Below are 19,816 nucleotides of genomic sequence, written 5' to 3' on the forward strand. Positions count from 1 at the left end.
CAACTAGGGCCTTGGTGTTAAGTGAGAAAAGTATGCAATCAATTCCGATGACAGTTCGTGGCGCAGATTTACTGCGTAAAGAGCTTAACGAATTAAAAACAGTTACCCGTCCTAAAATTATCGCCGACATTGCTGTTGCGCGTGAACACGGTGACTTAAAAGAAAACGCTGAATACCACGCTGCGCGTGAGCAACAGGGTTTTTGTGAAGGGCGTATTCAAGAAATTGAAGCTAAACTTTCAAATGTTCAAATTATCGACGTAACTAAAATGCCAAATACCGGTAGAGTTATTTTTGGCACTACGGTGACTATTGTAAATATAGAAACCGATGCTGAAGTAAAATACCGTATTGTGGGCGATGACGAAGCAAATATTAAAAACAACTTAATATCTGTTAACTCACCGATTGCACGTGGCTTAATTGGTAAACAAATGGACGACGCAGTGTCTATTCAAACGCCAAAAGGTATTGTTGAGTTCGAAATTATTGAAGTTGAGTATCTTTAACGCATAACTCACTTTAACGTTTTTAAATAAAAACCGATGTAATTACATCGGTTTTTTTATGTCTATAATTTAACCTTTAATGGTAGGCGCGTTTGTACAGTATTCATGTTCTATAAATATGGTCTATGTTGGTATAGTAGGTACTTATATCAATTTACTAAAAACATGAGCATTTAGCGCATCAAATAACTCGCTGATTTAATGTAATTGGTATTAACGTATTCTCTAAAAAGGAAAATATATGGCTAATATACTTTACCCAGCGCCTTTAAAAGTAGGATCAAAAATAGCAATTTGTTCACTTTCATCAGGCCTTAAAGAAAAGTACCATGCACGATTAGACATTGTTATTAATGGATTAAAACATCGAGGGTATGATGTTGTTGAAGGAGAGTTTTTACGTCAAAGCAAACCGCATGGACAGCTTAACGCTAAAGCGCACGCTCAGCAGTTAATGGGTTTTTTATTAGATGATGAGATAGATGCAATTATGCCTCCATTTGGTGGCGAGCTTGCAATGGAAATACTGCCCCTACTTGATTTTAATGCAATTAAAGAAGCAAAGCCTAAATGGTTAGTTGGGTTCTCTGATGTAAGCACCATTGCATGCGCACTCACGGCAAAATGCCAATGGGCAACACTACACAGCGCTAATCTTATGCAGTTACATCCTGACGAAAAAAGTCCTTATTGCCTGCAAATATTTGAAACACTAAGTTATGAAGCAGGTAGCAAATTTGAGCAAGCACCGTCATCGCATTATCAAAAAAATAGACCTGATTACGTACAAAACCCAAATGCATTGTTTGAACACACAGAAGTTACTCAGTGGCAGTGTTTAAATTACTTTGATGCACGCACTATTGAAATGTCGGGTCGTTTATTTGGTGGGTGCTTAGATACAGTCGGCTTATTACTCGACTCTCCATTTTTGGCACTACATGAATTTAAAAAACACAGTGCACCCGAAGGGCTTATTTTATACCTAGAAAACTCAGAGCTGACGCCAACAACCGTTGCACGGTTTTTACTTTCATTAAAATTAGCAGGTATATTTGACGATATAAACGGTATTATTATTGGTCGCAGCGTGATCACTCAAGGTCAAGATGCTTCTTTTGATTACCGCCACGCGCTTGATGTTGCACTAGGTGGGTGTTTATTTCCTGTGATTATTGATGCCGATATTGGTCATGCTCCACCTAACTTAAATTTAGTAAACGGCGCTACTTGTACAATCACCGCTGACATAAATGAAGGTAAAGTAGTCAAAGCCTCATTAAATACCGAGCTTTGTTAGAAGTTTATTCACTTACCTTTGATAAGTAATTAAGTTAAAGGGTATAATAAGCCCGCTTTTATAGCGCTTTAGTTATAAAAGTACATTCTCAGGGCGGGGCGAAATTCCCCACCGGCGGTATGTTTAATGTTATTTATAACTTAAACGAGCCCGCGAGCGCTTTATTTAACCTAGGTTCAGTAAAGGTCAGCAGATCTGGTGAGATGCCAGAGCCGACGGTTACAGTCCGGATGAAAGAGAATATGGCTTATTATACTAATACCAATTTTATTAAAGACACGATCATTGTATCGCGTTAAGTGAGCTATTTTTTTAGCGCTATAATAGGTTACTGATTTAATGCCGTTGGTATAACAGTGTGCGCTGCTTTTTGCTGCGTGCTTTTTGTTATTTTATTTAAGCTATTTTGGTAGTGATCGTTTTAAATTTAAAGCGATGTATTACTGATCCTTTCACAGTCCTGAATCTATTATTTTTTATTTGGAATATAATGATGATTCAGTCTCTACTTACTCAATTCGGCGAAAGCCATATCCGCGTACAAAGCGCAATTGCTGCACTACAGCAAGGGCAAGGCGTACTTGTTGTTGATGATGAAAACCGTGAAAATGAAGGCGACTTTGTATTTTCAGCTGAGCATTTAACGACTTCTCAAATGGCCGAAATGATCCGCGAAGGCAGCGGTATTGTTTGCTTATGCATGGGGGAGGAGCGCATTAAACAGCTCGACTTACCGCAAATGGTAACCAACAACACAAGTCAAAATAACACCGCTTATACAGTCACTATTGAAGCTAAGCATGGTGTTACAACAGGTGTGTCTGCTGCTGATAGAGTAACTACTATAAAAGCAGCGACAACCGATAACGCCAAACCAAGTGATTTATCGCGCCCAGGGCATGTATTTGGTTTAAAAGCACAAACGGGTGGAGTATTAGTTCGTCGTGGTCATACCGAAGCATCAGTTGATTTAATGCAACTTGCCGGCTTAAAACCATTTGGCGTAATTTGCGAACTTACAAATCCAGATGGTTCAATGGCGCGCTTACCTGAGGTGAGTGATTATGCTAATAAACATAATATGACCGTGGTTTCTATTGAAGATTTAGTGCAATACATTCAAGCTGCGCAGCTTCAAGTAAGTTAAACTGCTTTAAAGCAAAAAACCACTTATTTAAATAAGTGGTTTTTTAATATTGTTATCATTTAAGTTTATAACGTATTACTTATAAAACCTGAATAACTTGCTCTTTTGCCAAGCGAGATTTAGGTAATTTAGCATTATAGTCTTCTGCGCTATCGTGATAGCCAAGTACTAATGCTACGTCGCACACGTAACCATCAAGTTCTTTTTCAAAAACTTCGCCAATCAGCTCGGCATCTACGCCTTCCATTGGAGTAGAGTCAACACCTAAGCGTGCAGCTGCATGCATAGTGTTACCCAGTGCAATGTAAGTTTGTGCTTTAGTCCACTCTTCATTAACGCCTTGCTCATCAGTATTCATATCAACAAACGCGTAAGCACCAAAAGCTTGTTCGCGATTTTCTGCTTTAGTACGACCATTTTTAATATCTGCATCAATGATTTGTGCGTAATCATCGCGGGTATATTTAGGGTTGTGAGCAAATAATATTATATGCGAAGCTGTTTTAATGTGTGGCTGGTTAAACGCAAATTTATTAGCAAATGTACTATGCATACGCTCTTTAGCCTCATCAGATTCAATAACTATAAACTTCCAAGGCTGCGAGTTAATAGATGAAGGAGACAATCGCATAGCCTCATAAATAACGGCTAAATCGTCTTGCGATACGCGCTTAGTGGCGTCGTAACGTTTTGCAGTGTAGCGTTTTTCTAAGTCATTAATAATTGGGTGAGCCATTTTTAATCTCCAAAAGTTATAGGGTTTGCGATTAAAAGTACGTGTTAATTACTTTATGCGAAGATAATACAGCTTGCTTTGCATTAGATAAACAGCATAATTATTGAATCATTATCAAATATAAATAGATAATATGAACATAGAAGATTTAAAACTTATTTTAAAAGTCGCTGAGTTTAGAAGTATTACGCTAGCAGCTGCTAAGTTAGATATGCGTACAGCCACAGCAAGCGCCGCTATTAAACGCGTGGAGTCAGCGCTTGGTAGCGAGCTGTTTGTTCGTACCACACGTCATTTGAGGTTGTCGGCTGCTGGGGAGCGCTACATACCACAATGTGAACAGGCTTTAGCAGTGCTTGAGCTCGCAAAACAAAACCTTAAAGGTGAACACGACGAAATAGAAGGCGAATTGCGTGTTGCACTTTCATCTGACTTAGGGCGTAACTTGGTGATCCCATGGATTGATGAACTCATGGACACTTATCCAAAGCTAAGTTTAAGAACCCATATAAGTGATAGTAATATCGACTTTTATCGTGACTCAGTTGATATAGCACTTCGTTATGGCTCGCCTAATGATGCTAGCGTTTATGGTTTTAAAATTTGTAACGTACCGCGCTTATTATGTGCAACTCACGAATACCTCTTACAAAACGGGACTCCCGTGCATCCTGATGATTTAGCGTCGCATCAAGGTTTGTTTTATCAGTTGCAGGATATTATAAATAATACGTGGGAATTCACCGATGGTGAATCAAAATATAAAGTTAAAATGGATGGCAGGCGCGCCTCAAACGATGGCGATTTAGTCAGGCGCTGGTGCGTTGCGGGTAAGGGCTTAGCTGTAAAGTCGGCTCTTGATATGGCTGATGATTTACTCAATGACAGGGTGGTTACTGTAATGCCAAATTATCAACATGTTAATGGTGAACTTTGGCTTATTTGCCCAAGTAGGCAGTCAATAACCCCTGCGGTGCGTTTACTACGTGATGTATGCAGAGCAAAATCCCAAGCTATTTTGCAGCAGTTGGTCAATAAAGGAATTATTGATAAAAGCGTACTGAGCTAATTAAGGAAGAGTTATGCAAGTTGATGATATTAGAATTTTTATTCCCTGTAAAAATTATGAGCAATCTCAGCGCTTTTATAAAGCGCTTGGATTTAAGATTGAAGATGCCTCAAATGATTTATGCGTGTGTACTTTTGGCGAATGTACGTTATTTTTACAGCGTTATTATAATAAAACGTTTGCTGAAAACTTAATGCTGCAACTTTGTGTGTTAAATATAGATGAAGCATACGAACTCATTAGTAATTTAAACGGTTTTGATATCCGCTTTGAGGGTATAAAACAAGAACCTTGGGGTAGCGTTATTTACTTATGGGGACCATCGGGTGAGCTTTGGCACGTAACTGAATTAAATTAAAAATAAAAAGGAATAAATGTGAGATTTAATAAATATATAATCATTTTTATGGCGACCTTACTTGCTTCTTGTAGTTCGTTTGTGAGTAACAATACAGGTAAAAATACGCAATCTAGTAGCTTAATGGATTTCTTATATCCTGATCAACAAAGTCGCTCTACCTATAAACCTGAAATACCTGTTTTAAAACTCCCTGTTACTGTTGGAATTGCATTTGTACCGTCTAAAAACTGGCAGCCAGACGGGTTAGAGACCCAAAACCAAGTTGAGTTACTCGAAAAAGTAAAAAAGTCATTTCTACAATATGATTACATTGACCGCATTGAAGTTATACCAAGTACCTATTTAAAACGAGGTGAAGGTTTTGCAACACTCGAGCAAGTCGGGAGGCTTTACGATGTAGATGTAATGGCACTGGTTTCATATGATCAAGTTACGCAATCGTATGAAAATAATGCAGCCTTACTTTATTGGACAATAGTGGGTATGTACGTTATTCCAGGTAATGAAAATACAATTCAAACCTTTGTGGATACAGCTGTTTTTGATATTAAAAGTAGAAAAATGCTATTTAGAGCACCTGGTATAAGTAAGCTTGAAAAAAGAACAACAGCAATCGGTATTGATGAAACGTTATCTGAAAAGTCGGCAGAGGGCTTTAATCTAGCGGTTAGTGATATGAGTACTAATTTAGATGCAGAACTAGTAAGGTTTAAAACACGTGTTAAAGAAGAAAAAATTGCAAAAGTCGAAAATAAAGATGGCTCTAGTAGCGGTGGCTCTTTAAGTATTTATTTACTCGTTTTGTTGTCATTATTAGTTATGCGTACCAAAAAAGTTTAAAGTTGATAAAAAAACCAAGTATTTTTAATAATGCCACTAGCTTAGAACTGGTGGCATTATTTTTTATTCGCTAACTTAGCTTTCTATTAAAAAACTCAACGGTACGTTGCCATGCAAGCTCAGCATTGTCTTTATCATAGCGACCTGTCGAGTCGTTATGAAAGCCATGATTTGCCCCTTTATACATATGCATAGTGTATTCAACGTTATTAGCTTTTAAGTCTTGTTCGTACTGTGGCCAAGACGCGTTTACACGTTTATCTAGCTCGCCCAATTGAATCATTAATGGTGCTTTAATATTTTTACGTAAACTTTCACTGGCTGGAGTACCGTAAAAAGGCACTCCGGCGCTGATTAAGTTGCTATCTACTGCCGCTAAATAATTAACAATGTAGCCGCCAAAACAAAAACCGACAGCGCCTAACTTACCGTTACTGTTAGCATGCGATTTTAAAAAGTGTGCTGCGGCTACAAAATCGTTTTGAATTTTAGCGCGATCCATGGTTTTTTGCATAGCGCGTCCTTCATCATCATTACCAGGGTAGCCACCCAGTGGAAATAGCGCATCGGGTGCAAATGCAATAAAGCCTACCTTCGCTAAGCGTCTTGCTACATCCTTTACGTATGGGTTTAATCCACGGTTTTCGTGTACCACAAGTACAACAGGGAGCTTACCTTCTATGTTTTTAGGGGTTGCTAAGTAACCTTTGCCTTTACCGTGCCCGTCTGGCGAATCGAATTCTTCGTATGTTGCTTTAATATCATCGTCATTAAACGATACTTGTTCAGCAAGTGCATAGTTAGGTAATAATGCTGATGTAAGTACAGCCATCGAAAAGCCAAGAGCAGCAAGGCCACCGAGTTTTTTCATAAAAGTACGTCGGTCCATTAAACCGTGGGCGTATTCGTCATACCAATCAAAGGCTTCTTGAGGAATATGATCAGAGGGAGATGTATTCATGGCTGTTCCTTAATTTTATTATGTCTATTTATTATTTAAATACCATAACGTATTAGGGATAAAAAACGAGCAATATTTCTCTCAATTATTAGGACTGTTGCCAAAGCTATCCTGTGTGTTAAAAAATAAGTAATAGAAGTATTGTTAGCAAATAGGTGAATATCATTTTTAAGCTAAAAATAAAAAGCTCGGCATAATATGCCGAGCTTTTTTGGTTGGGATGTTACTTAATTTAGCTGTGAGTAGGCGCTGGTTGGGCATCTACTAGTGGTGGCTTGCCACGCATTTTACGTACTAATCGTTTAGCATCTTCTAGTGCAACATACTGGCACGGTATAAGTATCAGTGTAATTACTGTGGCAAATAACACACCAAAAGCAAGTGATACAGCCATCGGGATAACAATTTTAGCTTGTAAACTCGTTTCAAAAATAATTGGCATTACACCAATAAAGGTAGTGATTGAGGTGAGTAATATAGCTCTAAAGCGACGAGCACCGGCTTGCATTACAGCATCTTTAATCGCAACACCTTCAGCGCGTGCTTTGTTTACAAAATCAACCATAACGAGGGAATCATTTACGACCACACCCGCTACAGCAATAATGCCAAACATCGATAAGCTACTCATGGTCATACCTAAAATCATATGCCCAAACATCGCGCCCACTACACCAAACGGAATAACCGACATTATAATAAGTGGCTGCGAGTAAGAGCGAAGTGGAATGGCTAACAAGGCAAATATAATCATCATTGATATACCAAAGTCACGAAGCTGCTCTGAAGCGCTGTCCATCTCTTCTTGAATGCGCCCAGCTACATCACTTGTAACGCCAGGGTAGCTTTTAAGTAATGTTGGTAAGTATTCGTCACGAATTTCTTCTGCAATTGCAAATGGTTCGGCTTGGTCGGTATTTACCGCAGCCCATACATTTACAGTACGTTTAGAGTTTTCGCGGCGAATACGGTTTACACCGTCAACCAACTTAACTTCGGCTATTTCACTTAGCGGTACTTCAGCGCCAGTAGGTGTAATAATACGCACACTTGCTATGTCACTTATTGAGTTACGTTCGTCTTCTGGATAGCGAATCATGACTTTAATTTCTTCGCCTTCACGCAATATTCGCTGCGCTTCTAAGCCGTAGTAACTAAAGCTAACTTGCGATGCGACATCAGCAAGCGTTAAACCCATGCTGTAAGCGAGTGGTTTTAAATCAAGTTGCACTTCGTCGGTAGCGCTTTGCATTGAATCATTTACGTCGCCAACGCCTTCCATTGTTTGTAATTTGGCTTTTAATTTACCAGCCACTTCTTTTAGCTCGTCAGCATTTTTGCCTTCAAGTTTAAAGCTAACGTCGCCATCATCTCGACCGCCATTCATTATACTGTCTTGAATGGTCATGGTTTTAATGCCTGGTAAAGCGGGCATTTGCTCACGCCATAATGCACTTAGGGCAAAGGTGTCGATAGGGCGTAAATCAGGCTCTACCAAAATGGCCATAATATTTGCTTCAGTTCGTCCGCGCAGGCTTACCGATAAATCGCGGATCATCGGTTTACCGTATTGCTCTTGTAGTTGCTGATCGACCTTTAACAACACGCTTTCTATTTTACGTGCAGTTTCAAGCGTTGCTTGCTCAGATGAAGCAAGGTTCATCTCTATATCAATACGCGGAAAGTCGTGCGGTATTTTAGGGTTTGGTACAAACTTAACTAAACCACCTGCAAACATACCTGCGCTTACAATAAGCAAACACATAAAGCCAACAATTACGGTATAGCGGTAGTGAATACAGCGGCTAACAAAAGGAAGGTAGTAGTTATTCACAAAGCCTTTTAAACCACTATCAATTACCATACGTAAGCGATGTAATAGGTTTTTAGGATTTGGTTTACGCGGATTCATTGCTGCAATATGCGCAGGTAAAATTAGTTTTGATTCAATGAGTGAAAAAATCAAACATAAAATAATAACGCCACCAATTGCCTTAGAAAAAGCAGCGCCAGGGCCGGTTGCGAGTGTTTGTGGTAAAAATGCCGCAATAGTTGTTAGTACACCAAAGGTTGCTGGCATCGCAACACGTTTTACGCCGCGTACTACGTTATCAAGTGTGTGGCCGTATTTTTCTATTTCGGCACTGGCTGACTCGCCCACAACAATGGCGTCATCAACAACAATTCCGAGCACAAGTATAAAGGCAAAAAGAGAGGCTAGGTTAATTGTTACGTCTAAAAAGCCAATGGGCATAAACAAAAAGGCACCTAGAAAAGACACCGGTAAACCCATCATTACCCAAAATGCCAAGCGTAACGGTAAAAATAGTGCCAGCACTATCATTACTAACAAGCCCCCCCAAATCATGTTATCGACCATCATATCAAGTCGACCTTCAAGGTAGTAAGTTAAATCAACAATAGGAGATAGCTTAACGCCTGCAGGTAAAAGTGGCTCTTTAGCCGCCATGTAGCTTTTAAGAACTTTTGCGACATCGGTAATATCTTGATCTTTTGATGCATTTACTTCAAACGAGAGTGAGTTTTTACCATTATATTTAGAATATTGTAGGCCTTCTTCAAAGCCGTCGTTAATGGTTGCTACATCGCCTAAATAAATTTGTGCGCCATCAGCAAGGGTAATAAGGGGGAGTTTTTCAAACTCAAAGCCACGGTAGGCTTGTTTTTCAACACGCATCGAAATATAACCGTTTTCAGAGCGTATTTGCCCCGCCGACATATTGGCCGAAAAGTTTTGTACAGCGCCTGCAATATCTCTAAATGTTAAGCCATATTCGCGCAGTTTATCGGGGCTAACTTCTATACCAATTTCGTATTCTAAACCGCCGTTAAAATTAACAAGGTTAACGTGAGGCAGTGCTTGCAGTTCATCTTTTATATCGTTGCCAAGCTCTTTTAACTGGTAGTTACTCATGTCGCCATAAAGCGCGAGTATCATTACCTCTTGCTCAAACTTATCGCGGCGAACAACAGGGCGCTCCATTCCCGCAGGAAAGGTGTTTATTGAATCAACTTGTACTTTAATTTCATCAAGTACTTCTTGTGGATTGTATTGTTCTTCTATTTCAATCCACGCTTGTGAAAAACCACGGTTAGAGTAAGTAATTAGGCGTTTAATGCCTTCAATACCTTCGAGGTTTTCCTCAACTTTTATGGTTATGCCTTCTTCAACTTCTTGCGGGGCTGCACCTGGGTAAACCGCTTGTACGCTTATCCAGTTACTTTCAAACTGTGGGAACATTTGTTTGCGAATGGTCATTGCCATTAAAATACCGCCCACTAATATAAATATCATTAGTAGGTTGGCAGCAACGGGATTTCGGGCAAACCATGCTATTAACCCTGTTTCACGAGTGTTCATGATTATTCCTCTTTCAGCGCAAGTTGAGTTACATCAGTTTTATCAGGCGCAATATCTTCAACTTTTACCGCCATACCTTCAGTTGGATACTCAAGCGCTGAGGTAACAATTTGCTCGCCATTTTTTAGCCCTTGGCTGGCTATAATCATGCCGTTTTGTTCGCGTATAATATTGAGAGTTTTAAACGATAATGTTAAATCGTCATTTAAAATTACAATTTGATTATCTTTAACTAAATGGTGCGCAACAATAATTGCGTTATCAAGCGGGCGACCTTCAATGGTAGCGTTAATGTATGAACCAAAACGAAGGGGGCGTGTTTTATCGCCATAAGGTGTTGCAAGTTGTGCAACCAAGTAGCTCATACGGCTTGTTTGATCAACCACACCTTCGGTGCGAATTACTTTGGCTTGCCACATTGTTTGCTTACCCGCGTATTCTGCGTTAAATGTAACATTTGAGCCTACGCCGCCATTTTTTAAATATTGCAGTTCTTGGTCGGCAACTGGCAAACGTACCTCTGCAACTGAGGTTGCACTCAATGCACCAAAACTATTACCTGGGTTTACTACTGAACCTAAGCTAATTGTGCGCTCATTAATAATGGCATCATAAGGGGCTTTAATATAAGTACGCTCAAGATTGCGGCTAGCACGCTTAACACTTGCTTGAGCAGAGCGGTAACGCGCTAATTTTTCTGCAAGCTGTGGTTTTCGCAAATAAAGTTCTGATGCGATAGCGTCGCTTGAGTCTGACTTAATGCGCTCCCACTCAGCTTGAGCGACATGTGCTTGCGCGCGTTCTATTTCAAGTGCTGAGCTTGCTTGTGCTAAACCCGCTTGCGCTTCAATAAAGTCTGCTTCGTAATCATTTGCATCAATTCGTGCTAAAATATCGCCTTGCTTTACAAACGCGCCTTCTACAAATTGATCTGATACCGAAATAACTTGCCCGCTAACTTGTGCTATTAGCTCGGTACGATACTTTGGTTTAACAATGCCGTACGATTTAACATCGAGCGTTATAGAATCTAAAAGTACGCTTTGTGTTGCTACTAAAGGACGTAAATCTTGCTCTGGCTTTTCTTCGGGTGGTTTTTTCATTGCCATAAAGGCGAAAGCTAAAGCAATACCGCCTGCTAAAACAGCGATTGGGAGTATTATTTGTTTTGTAGTAGCCACAAGGCATTCCTTCATAATTGGTGGTGACAGAGCAATAATACGCAATAAAGTGTTTACAAGCTGTTTTAAGATGTAACAAAGCATTACATGTGTGTGTTACAACTCACTATGCGATTAATTAAGTTCCTAAAAAGAAATTAAAGTAAGTGTTTTTTATACCGAGGAAATTATGAAAACCGAATCGATGAATTGCAGGCTAGGCTGCGGCGCATGCTGTATTGCGCCAAGTATTAGTTCGCCTATTCCAGGTATGCCAAATGGTAAAAAAGCCGGAGAGCGTTGTATTCAGCTAGATGAACGTAATTTATGTAAGTTATTTGGTGATGAAAGTCGACCAAAAGTATGTAGTGATTTTAGCGCCACATTTGATGTGTGCGGGTCAACAAATGCACAGGCTTTAGCGCTTATTACAGAGCTTGAAGAGCTAACTTAATCCTCGTTTTTAATACACATCTATTTACAATATATTATTAATAAAAATCTTCATAAGGTTATTAAAAGCAGTCGTTAATTTATTTAATGGCGAAATATTAGACATATTTAACTTTGTTGCTAATATAGGAAATTGTAAGATACTTTTTATAAATCTCATTTATAGGTGATTTCGTTCAATCTTAATTTTTAAAAGGAAATAAAAATGAAAAATTTACTTACAGCATTTACATTAGGTGTGACTTTATTAGGTTGTTCAAACTTACCAATTAAAACCGATATTAAAGAAGACCACTTTAGACTCGAAAACTTTAAAAGAGAGCAGGGAGTAGATCTAGAATATGTCCACTTGATGTGCTTTAACAAAAAACCTACACAATGGGCTGAACCAAAGCAGTATATCAGTGGTGATCATGATTTATGGGTAAAGGCGAGTGTTTCAAACCCTGATGTTTTAAATAGTCAAAAAGAAGCTTTTGTTAATTTTAACGTTAATTTAGATTCTGATAAAAGCTACATGCTAAATAGAAAAAGGGAAGGGGATAAAATATCAATCTGGATACAAGAAGTTGAAACCGGTACGGTTGTTTCGCAGGTTCTTACAGATGAGCTTAGTCGCCCTTTACAAATTGATAATGAGCTAAGAAAAAGACAATGTCGTTCTGGTTCAATATAAGCTGAGTAATCAAAGCTCTTAATATTTAGTATGTCGTTTATTCTTTGCTAAATATTTATTCAAAGACCTGTTTTAAATAAACAGGTCTTTGAATGTGATAGCTCAATTCTACCAACTATACGTTGCGCTTAACGTATATTGCTCGCCTCGCCCTGGTGTACCAGGTATCTCTTCAAACGATTCACCCCATAAGTTATCTGCTGCTAAAGTAATAAATAAGTTTTTTAGCATTGGCGGCGTAATTTTTAACGTTAAATGAGTAAATAAAGCATCGTCGTCACTACCGCGCAGCGCATTTTCGTGCTGTTTGCGCCACTCGTTATCTATTCTAAACTGCAATATATCAGTAGGATTCCACACTGCGCCGAGTGTTAGGCGGTGATCAGGAAAGTTTAATGCGTAAAAACTAGCGTCAATATCTGCCGCACCGTAATTTTCTGATTTATGAAGGTAGGTGTAACTCGCTACAATTTCGGTTGTTTCAAAGTGTTTAGTTGCTAAGAACTCAACGCCCGTCGTATTTATATCTACAGGGTTTGCAAAGCGCGCAGAGCTTGAATCAAAATTAAACGTCCAATCGGTTAAGTTGTCATCTTTGCGATAAAAAATAGCCGAATTAAGTTGCCAAGTTTGCTCATCAACTAATAAACCCAGCTCTAGGCTTTTAGTCGTTTCGCGCTCAAGGGTGTAATTACTTCTAAATAACCCGCCTGAATCACTTCCGCCAATGGCGGTATAGCCTGCTACTTGGCTTGCCTCTGCGTACGATAAATAAAACGTGCGCTCAAAACCTTTGCTGTTTTGTGTATTAAGCGTTATATCACCAATAAGTGACAGTTCAGAGTCGTCTCTATTTGTATCGTCAAACGCAGCGCCTAAACGAAATGTAAGTTGTTTATTATCCTCAAGCGCCATTTTGTATTCAGGCAATACGCTTAATTTATAATACTTACGAGAGGTAAAGTTGTTTTCAAGCGTGGTAGATTCAATTGAGTCGTCAATAAACTGTGCTGAATAATTTACAGCAAATACATCGCTTTGAGCATGATGCCCCGATAGCGCTAACGACTTAACTTCACTTTTGTGAAACGCTTCAAAAGCGCTTGGATTTTCGCGAGAGTAAATATAATGATCGTCGTGTGTGCGGTAATAAGCCGACACTTCAAAGTTACTATCCTGCGCATAATTTTGCTTATGGTTTAGCATTAATAAGCGGGTTTCTAGCTCTTCTGTTTCGTTAACGCCAAATGGAGTGTACAAATTTGGCCAACCAAAAAACTTATCTTGTGAGCCAAAAAACAAATCTGTTTGAGAATCAGCGCCAGCTAATTGAACGCGACCCGATGCACGCGTAAAGTCGTGATCGCCGTTATCAATAGTGCCATCGCTTTGTGAGTGAGAAATCTCACCTTCAAAACCAAGCTTCCAATCCTTTGCGCCTTCAAGGGGCATACTTACAGCTGCATGTAAGCTTTGTAAGTTAAAATCGTTTGTGCCAGTACCTACCGATACACTGCCGCCCGTGCTAATTGGTTTCCAGCCAAACGATACAGTGCCTACAGAGCTATTAGCACCATTAAGTGCATTGTCTGCGCCTGTTAAAATATAAGGGCCGGTAAGCATTTGCGGTGCAATAGGAATTTCAGCAAAGTAATGACCAGACTGTGGGTCAAGTAAAGTAGCACTACCAACTCTAAAGCCGGTATTTTCAAAAATACCACCGCGTATAGTCACATCGGCTTGCGCTTCAGCCATATTACGTGATTGTAAATCAACACGTGGGTCATACTCTAAATTAGATACTGGAGAGTCAAATGTACCTACAGGTAATGTGTTTGCAGTGGGTGATGCCTCAACCGTTATTTTTTCGATTGCCGGTGATGCCTCAGTTTTATCAGTTACAGCTTCGCCGTAGGCAAAACTGCTCGCGCTGCATAGCAGTGCAGGGAGTATAAAGTGCGGTGACCATTTCATGTTGTGTGTCTCATTTTTTATATGCAATTACGGTAACAATTAAATTCAGAACACACTTTTAAGGCGTGATAAAATAATTCAATTAAACAACTGCGATTTTGGCGCGATTGTACATTAATTCATTAAAAACTGCATTTGATAATCATTTGCAAAGTTAATGCATCTAACAAATTTGGTCACATTTATTATGAATATAAAACAGCAAGATACTATTTACTTTGCAGGTGGCTGCCTGTGGGGTGTGCAAGAGTTTTTAAAGCACTTACCTGGTGTAATAAGTACTGAAGCAGGACGGGCTAATGGAACAAATGATAATACACAAGGCGAATACGACGGTTATGCTGAGTGTGTAAAAGTAATATTTAGTACAAAAGCGGTTAGCTTAAACGAGCTGTTTGGCTTCTTTTTTGAGATTATTGATCCGTATAGCGTTAACAAACAAGGGGATGACGTAGGCCCTAAATATCGCACTGCCATTTATAGCAAAAGCCAAGATCATTTAAAGGTCGCTAGCAATTATATAAGCCAGCGAAGTGATGCCGATAAAATTGTGGTAGGGGTCGAGCTGCTAACTAACTACGTGCCAAGCGATCCTGAGCATCAAGACCGTTTAACTAATCATCCTGATGATTACTGTCATATACCGCTTGAGTTACTGCATAAGTATAAATCGTAAATTTAACGCGGTGTTTTTGTAGACGTGCAGCTTGCTGACGTGACGAGCGCAGCTCGTAATTTAAGATGGAATATAGCGCTATAAAGTAATTAGAAGCTATCGCTTCTCGCGCAAGCAAGCTTAGCGCCTACAGGTAAAGTTTAATCCGGTGTTTGTTTTGTAGACGTGCAGCTTGCTGACGTGACGAGCGCAGCTCGTAATTTAAGGTTGAATATAGCGTTAGGTAAAGGTAAGTGATTAGAAGCTATCGCTTCTCGCGTAAGCAAGCTTAGCGCCTACGGGTAAAGTTTGACGCGGTGTTTTTTGTAGGCGTGCAGCTTGCTGACGTGACGAGCGCAGCTCGTAATTTAAGGTTGAATATAGCGTTAGGTAAAGGTAAGTGATTAGAAGCTATCGCTTCTCGCGCAAGCAAGCTTAGCGCCTACAGGTAAAGTTTAATCCGGTGTTTATTTTGTAGACGTGCAGCTTGCTGACGTGACGGGCGCAGCTCGTAATAACTTTATTTTAAAAGTTCCAAAAATACACACCCACAAAAAAGCTCACGTACTGTGAGCTCTTTTAAAACTTAATTATAGCTAATTTTAACTTACTGCTGCTTTTGCGGCGGGAAGTTACTTAAAATTTCGCTCACTGTTTTATTAATTGATGCTTCACGCTTTTCTGGCGATTGATTTTTCTTTAATCGACCTTCTTTTGCGCCGCGCCATACTAGCTGGTTTGATTCACGATCCACAATATCAATAATCAGTGTACCCACTTCGTATTCACGCGCAGTTGTATCGCGTTGAAAACCAGTACCCCAATAACCCCAATGCGGGCGGTAGTTTATATTGAAGTTGTCTACTTCAAGCTCTTTATCTACCGATGCATGATAGTTAACAAGTACATCAGCTTGCGCTGCATCAACTAAACTCATACCTAGTGTTTGGCTCAATTCTGCATTAACGGCAGTGCGAACACGCTTTTCCATTAGGCCATTAATTTGATAGTTATTTGTGTCTTTAGTTAGGCTGGCGTTTTCTACCCAAGCAAATGTTTTAAAATTACTAAAGTTAGCTGATTTATCGTAATCCCAATCTGGGGTTTGTGTACAGGCTGTAAGAAGTGCTAGCGCTGCAACAATAAGTATATTTTTCATTACGTTTGCTCCAATAAAATGCATTAATTTAAAATAACACACATAGTTTAAATGTGTATTATTTAAACGTCCTATATTTTAGTTTAGTTGGTTTGCCTTAACGGCCAATTAATTGTGTTCAACTTCAATCCAGTCTTTTTCGTCTACCCAGTTTTGTGCACCGTCTTTTACTGAACGAATAGGCACAATGTAGTCACAACTTATTTGTGGCTTAACTGAGGCAAATATAGGCACAAAACCAAAGCTTAGTGCGGTTTCTATAATTGCTTTTTGATTTTGTGGGTCAATGTCGGCCGCTTCATCTATATAAATAGGTATACGGTATAGGTTTTGTTCCTGGTCACTCAATAAGTAACGAATAAACAACATGCCACACAATAACTTAATAGTAATTCGTGTGCCGTTTGAGCCCGCCGAATCTATTTTTTCAAAGTGCTCTGTTTCACCTGCGCGGTTAATCACTTCAAATCGAATATCAAATAAATCGGTAAGTGTTAAGCCCGCTTTATCTGAGGCGAGTTTAATTAAGTGATCTTTCGCTTCGTTTACCGCGCTTTCGCTGTACGGTTCTTGGCTAAGTAAATCAAGCGTGTCACCTTGCTCAAACTGATGCGACGTGCTGATAATGGTATCTATACTATCAACCAGCATTTTGCGCGGTATGACGTTAATTTTAAACGCTTGCAGGTTTGAAATACGGTGCTGGCTTATGCCTTTATTAAAGCTGTTCATTTCGCGGCGAAGTCGGTCTAAATCTTCTCGTAAGCCTTTAATAGTTGCAGCCACTTCGGTGAGCGCAACGCGTGCTTGGCGTTCAACCGCATCGCGTTCGTTATCAATATTATGAAAGGCGCTTATTAGCTTTTGGTATTTAGTATATTCGTCGTTTTCGTTGTCGAATTTAGTAATACCCGCGTTATATACATGTAAATAGGTGTTGCGTACGTTTATGTCAAAATTACGCAGCTCTTGGCAGTCTTTATTAAAGTGATGAACAAGATCGCTTAAGTTATCAAAGTCGACCGTAATATCAATCATGTACGGGGTCACTTTGCCGCTGTATAAATCAAGCGTGTGGTCAATTCGCTCGCTTTTAACTTGGCGTAAGCGCTCAGTTTGGCGATTAATTTGCTCTTGTTTCGATTTAATTAACGAGCGGCGATCGGCAATTGAGCCACTATTTTTTTGAATATCTTGCAGGTAGTCGTCAACTTGTTCGCGCTCAGCTAATAATTGCTCTTTTAGCATGGCTTGCGCTTCAACCGACTGCTGCATTATATCAAACTGCTCTAAGCGCTTTAGCGCGCTCTCAGCGCTCATAAGCTCATCGTATAACGCGTCTTTTTCTTTTTGCTTGTCGGCAACGTTTGCAGCAACGTCGCGTTGTTGTTTAAATTCTTTAAGTGAATGCTCAAGTGCACTGAGCTGAGCGGTTAATTGCTCTTTGTTTTCGCCGCTTTGCATTTGCACAGGCGAGAGCTTTTTAAGCTTAATGCTCGCACCTGGCAGCGTTAATACGCCGCCTTTAACGTTTTCGCTAAGTAGCGATAAAAACTCACCAAACGCGTCTTCATCATCAATGGTTATATCGCCATTAGTGGTGGTTGCAAACGAGAGAATATCGGGGTTTAAAATGCGCGATATTTCCTCTACTTCTTTTAACGAGAGGTCTTCGCGCATGCGGGTAAACAAATTAAACTCAAGGTTTTTAAGTTGCAGCTTTAAGCTCTTAATTTGTTTTTGTGTTTCGCTAATGCGATAGTCAAGCGTATGTAGGCTTTGCCCTTGTGCGCTGGTTATAGAGTGTGAAAGCGACTCGTAATCTTGTTTTAATTGAGTCAGGCTGGTTTTAAGGGTGGCTTTATTTACCAGTTCAAACTCGCTTTTAAGCGCATCGTAATCTAAAAACCACTGCTCAATTTGAGTTTGTCGGCGCTCTATGTCGCGCGATTGTTGTACGTATAGGCTTTGCTTTTGCTCAAACTCGTGTTTTTCGTGCTCTATATCTTCAAGCGCTATACCCAGCTCATTAAGTTGCGACTCTTGATAGGTATCAAAATCAATCAGTGCTTGGTCAATTTTAGGTGCATACGCCGCTAATTTACCTTTAAGCACGGTTTGGTTTTCAAGCATTGATTCAAGCGCGGCTATTGGCTCTTGCATTGACTCAAGGGCTTTTAGTTCGCGTTTTGAGCGGTTTACTTTATCAAACGAGCGACGCCATACTTCATAAAAGTCGACCTTAGAGTTCGACATATGGCGTTCAAACACGCGTAGCATAAAGCGTTTTACGTCGCTTGCGCCTAATTTGTGTAAGTTAAGAATACGTCTAAATATTTCTTTATAAATAGAAGAGTCTTGCACATTATTTAGCGGGATCATTTTTAAGTTTATGTCGCCGTCAAAAGGCGTTGCGCCGCCAGTCAATAGCGCGTTTAGCTCTTGTGCTTTTAACTCAATAGGGTTGTAGTTAAGCGATTTTAAATGGTTGAACAGCTTGGTAAATTTAATAATAGTTTTACCTTGCGTGTACTGCTCTAAATCAAGCTTTCCTTGGTAACAAAAGTACTGATGCGCGTAACCGGCAATTTTACCAAGCCCTGCCACGCCAATAACTACCGAGCCATGAGGCAAGTTAGCTTCTAGTAAAATGTACGACTGATCGGATGAAAAATAAAACTTTCGGGTTTCATCTAAATCGTGTCCGTCCCATTCTGTTAAGCGTAAATCGTTAATAAGCGGGAACTGCAGGGCGTTAATAACCGAGCTTTTACCTGTGTTATTGGGCGCGCAAATAGAGCTGCTTTTATCAAGCGGGATCACACATTTTGCATAGCCTGCGGTGTTAAGTAGGGCGAGTTTACTTAGTCCGTATAGATTTTTCATTCCTCGTCCTCTGTAATGTAGGTTTCTTCGTTTACTTCCATGAGTGCATCTATGTAGCGGTGAATTGGCGCTTGTAGCATAAAGCCGCTTTCTACTTCACGGGCTAAACCTAAGCGTACCATGCGCAGGTATACGTCTTTGCGCAAATCAGATCCTGAAAATATCTCAAGCTGATCAAACAAATGTTTGTTAATTTGTACCAGCGTTTGCATAAGCTCTAAATCGTTTACGTCGTCAAACAATGCGCGCATTGGATCTTTACCCGTATTGGCGTAGTGCTCAATTAAAATGTAAATGGTGAGTGCGATAGCGCGAGATATTTTGCCCATATTGGGTGTGCTTTCGTCGCTACCAAAGTAATAAAAGCCACGGCTGTCGCGTTTTAAATCGTTACCTAGGGCGGTAAATAGGGCGGTGTAGTCTTCTATGTGTTGGTCAAGCTCTTGCCACATTACGTTGTCTTGCTCGCAAATGTGATAACCCGCTACTAATTTTTTATTTATGGCTTGTAGATGGGTTAGCTCGTCTAAGTTTATGTGTGTCATGGT

At 39.8% G+C, this 19,816-nt stretch carries 17 protein-coding genes and 1 riboswitch; of the genes, 9 read left to right on the forward strand and 8 right to left on the reverse strand.

Annotated features, from left to right (window positions below; genetic code table 11):
- The first annotated feature begins 32 nt into the window (after positions 1-32).
- The 3 genes from greA to ribB all read left to right on the forward strand — a co-directional run bounded on the left by greA (position 33) and on the right by ribB (position 2,956).
- Entirely contained in the window at positions 33-509 is a 477-nt protein-coding gene (gene greA / locus L659_RS0113225; RefSeq protein ID WP_024590846.1) for a transcription elongation factor GreA, read from the forward strand.
- A gap of 241 nt (positions 510-750) precedes the next feature.
- A complete protein-coding gene (locus L659_RS0113230) occupies positions 751-1,809 on the forward strand; it encodes a S66 family peptidase (protein WP_024590847.1) in 1,059 nt (352 codons plus the stop codon).
- A gap of 80 nt (positions 1,810-1,889) precedes the next feature.
- Positions 1,890-2,055: riboswitch (FMN riboswitch) on the forward strand.
- Positions 2,056-2,302: 247 nt separating this feature from the next.
- A complete protein-coding gene (gene ribB, locus L659_RS0113235) occupies positions 2,303-2,956 on the forward strand; it encodes a 3,4-dihydroxy-2-butanone-4-phosphate synthase (RefSeq protein WP_024590848.1) in 654 nt (217 codons plus the stop codon).
- A 79-nt stretch (positions 2,957-3,035) separates the two neighbouring features.
- On the opposite strand, the gene L659_RS0113240 is transcribed toward ribB, so the two are convergent.
- On the reverse strand, positions 3,036-3,692 hold the full coding sequence (locus L659_RS0113240; RefSeq protein WP_024590849.1) for a nitroreductase family protein: 657 nt from the start codon (positions 3,690-3,692) through the stop codon (positions 3,036-3,038).
- Positions 3,693-3,825: 133 nt separating this feature from the next.
- Between L659_RS0113240 and L659_RS0113245 the strand changes: the two genes are divergently transcribed.
- From L659_RS0113245 to rhlP, 3 genes are read left to right on the forward strand one after another with little or no spacing between them, the layout of a single operon-like run.
- Complete coding sequence (locus tag L659_RS0113245) at positions 3,826-4,761, forward strand: LysR family transcriptional regulator (RefSeq protein WP_024590850.1); 936 nt, start codon at positions 3,826-3,828, stop codon at positions 4,759-4,761.
- A 13-nt stretch (positions 4,762-4,774) separates the two neighbouring features.
- Entirely contained in the window at positions 4,775-5,119 is a 345-nt protein-coding gene (locus L659_RS0113250) for a lactoylglutathione lyase (RefSeq protein WP_024590851.1), read from the forward strand.
- A gap of 48 nt (positions 5,120-5,167) precedes the next feature.
- Entirely contained in the window at positions 5,168-5,962 is a 795-nt protein-coding gene (gene rhlP / locus L659_RS0113255; RefSeq protein WP_050581775.1) for a rhombotarget lipoprotein, read from the forward strand.
- Between the two features lie 70 nt (positions 5,963-6,032).
- Here the strand turns inward: rhlP and L659_RS0113260 are convergent, their stop codons facing one another.
- The 3 genes from L659_RS0113260 to L659_RS0113270 form a co-directional block, all read right to left on the reverse strand.
- Positions 6,033-6,923: a dienelactone hydrolase family protein gene (locus tag L659_RS0113260; protein ID WP_024590852.1), complete on the reverse strand. Its 891-nt coding sequence runs from the start codon at positions 6,921-6,923 to the stop codon at positions 6,033-6,035.
- Positions 6,924-7,155: 232 nt separating this feature from the next.
- Positions 7,156-10,305, reverse strand: a complete 3,150-nt coding sequence (locus L659_RS0113265; RefSeq protein ID WP_024590853.1) for an efflux RND transporter permease subunit — start codon at positions 10,303-10,305, stop codon at positions 7,156-7,158.
- 2 nt (positions 10,306-10,307) lie between these two features.
- A complete protein-coding gene (locus L659_RS0113270; RefSeq protein ID WP_024590854.1) occupies positions 10,308-11,486 on the reverse strand; it encodes an efflux RND transporter periplasmic adaptor subunit in 1,179 nt (392 codons plus the stop codon).
- Between the two features lie 169 nt (positions 11,487-11,655).
- Here L659_RS0113270 and L659_RS0113275 point away from each other — a divergent pair, with 169 nt between their 5' ends.
- The gene (locus tag L659_RS0113275) at positions 11,656-11,919 is read left to right on the forward strand and encodes a YkgJ family cysteine cluster protein (protein WP_008134548.1); all 264 of its coding nucleotides are present in this window, start codon (positions 11,656-11,658) and stop codon (positions 11,917-11,919) included.
- A 204-nt stretch (positions 11,920-12,123) separates the two neighbouring features.
- Positions 12,124-12,594, forward strand: a complete 471-nt coding sequence (locus tag L659_RS0113280) for a hypothetical protein (RefSeq protein WP_024590855.1) — start codon at positions 12,124-12,126, stop codon at positions 12,592-12,594.
- Positions 12,595-12,702: 108 nt separating this feature from the next.
- On the opposite strand, the gene L659_RS0113285 is transcribed toward L659_RS0113280, so the two are convergent.
- Complete coding sequence (locus L659_RS0113285; RefSeq protein ID WP_024590856.1) at positions 12,703-14,568, reverse strand: TonB-dependent receptor plug domain-containing protein; 1,866 nt, start codon at positions 14,566-14,568, stop codon at positions 12,703-12,705.
- A 187-nt stretch (positions 14,569-14,755) separates the two neighbouring features.
- Here L659_RS0113285 and L659_RS0113290 point away from each other — a divergent pair, with 187 nt between their 5' ends.
- A complete protein-coding gene (locus L659_RS0113290; protein WP_024590857.1) occupies positions 14,756-15,244 on the forward strand; it encodes a peptide-methionine (S)-S-oxide reductase in 489 nt (162 codons plus the stop codon).
- A gap of 586 nt (positions 15,245-15,830) precedes the next feature.
- On the opposite strand, the gene L659_RS0113295 is transcribed toward L659_RS0113290, so the two are convergent.
- From L659_RS0113295 to L659_RS0113305, 3 genes are all read right to left on the reverse strand, one after another.
- The gene (locus L659_RS0113295) at positions 15,831-16,382 is read right to left on the reverse strand and encodes a DUF4136 domain-containing protein (RefSeq protein WP_007581899.1); all 552 of its coding nucleotides are present in this window, start codon (positions 16,380-16,382) and stop codon (positions 15,831-15,833) included.
- Positions 16,383-16,490: 108 nt separating this feature from the next.
- Positions 16,491-19,268 carry a hypothetical protein gene (locus L659_RS0113300; RefSeq protein ID WP_024590858.1) on the reverse strand — a complete coding sequence of 926 codons (2,778 nt, stop codon included), beginning with the start codon at positions 19,266-19,268 and terminating at the stop codon, positions 16,491-16,493.
- Positions 19,265-19,813, reverse strand: a complete 549-nt coding sequence (locus L659_RS0113305; RefSeq protein WP_024590859.1) for a condensin complex protein MksE — start codon at positions 19,811-19,813, stop codon at positions 19,265-19,267. The genes L659_RS0113300 and L659_RS0113305 overlap by 4 nt, the downstream gene beginning before the upstream one ends.
- Between the last annotated feature and the right edge of the window lie 3 nt (positions 19,814-19,816).

Source organism: Pseudoalteromonas sp. S8-8 (genome assembly GCF_000497875.1).
GTDB classification, from domain to species: Bacteria; Pseudomonadota; Gammaproteobacteria; order Enterobacterales; family Alteromonadaceae; genus Pseudoalteromonas; species Pseudoalteromonas arctica.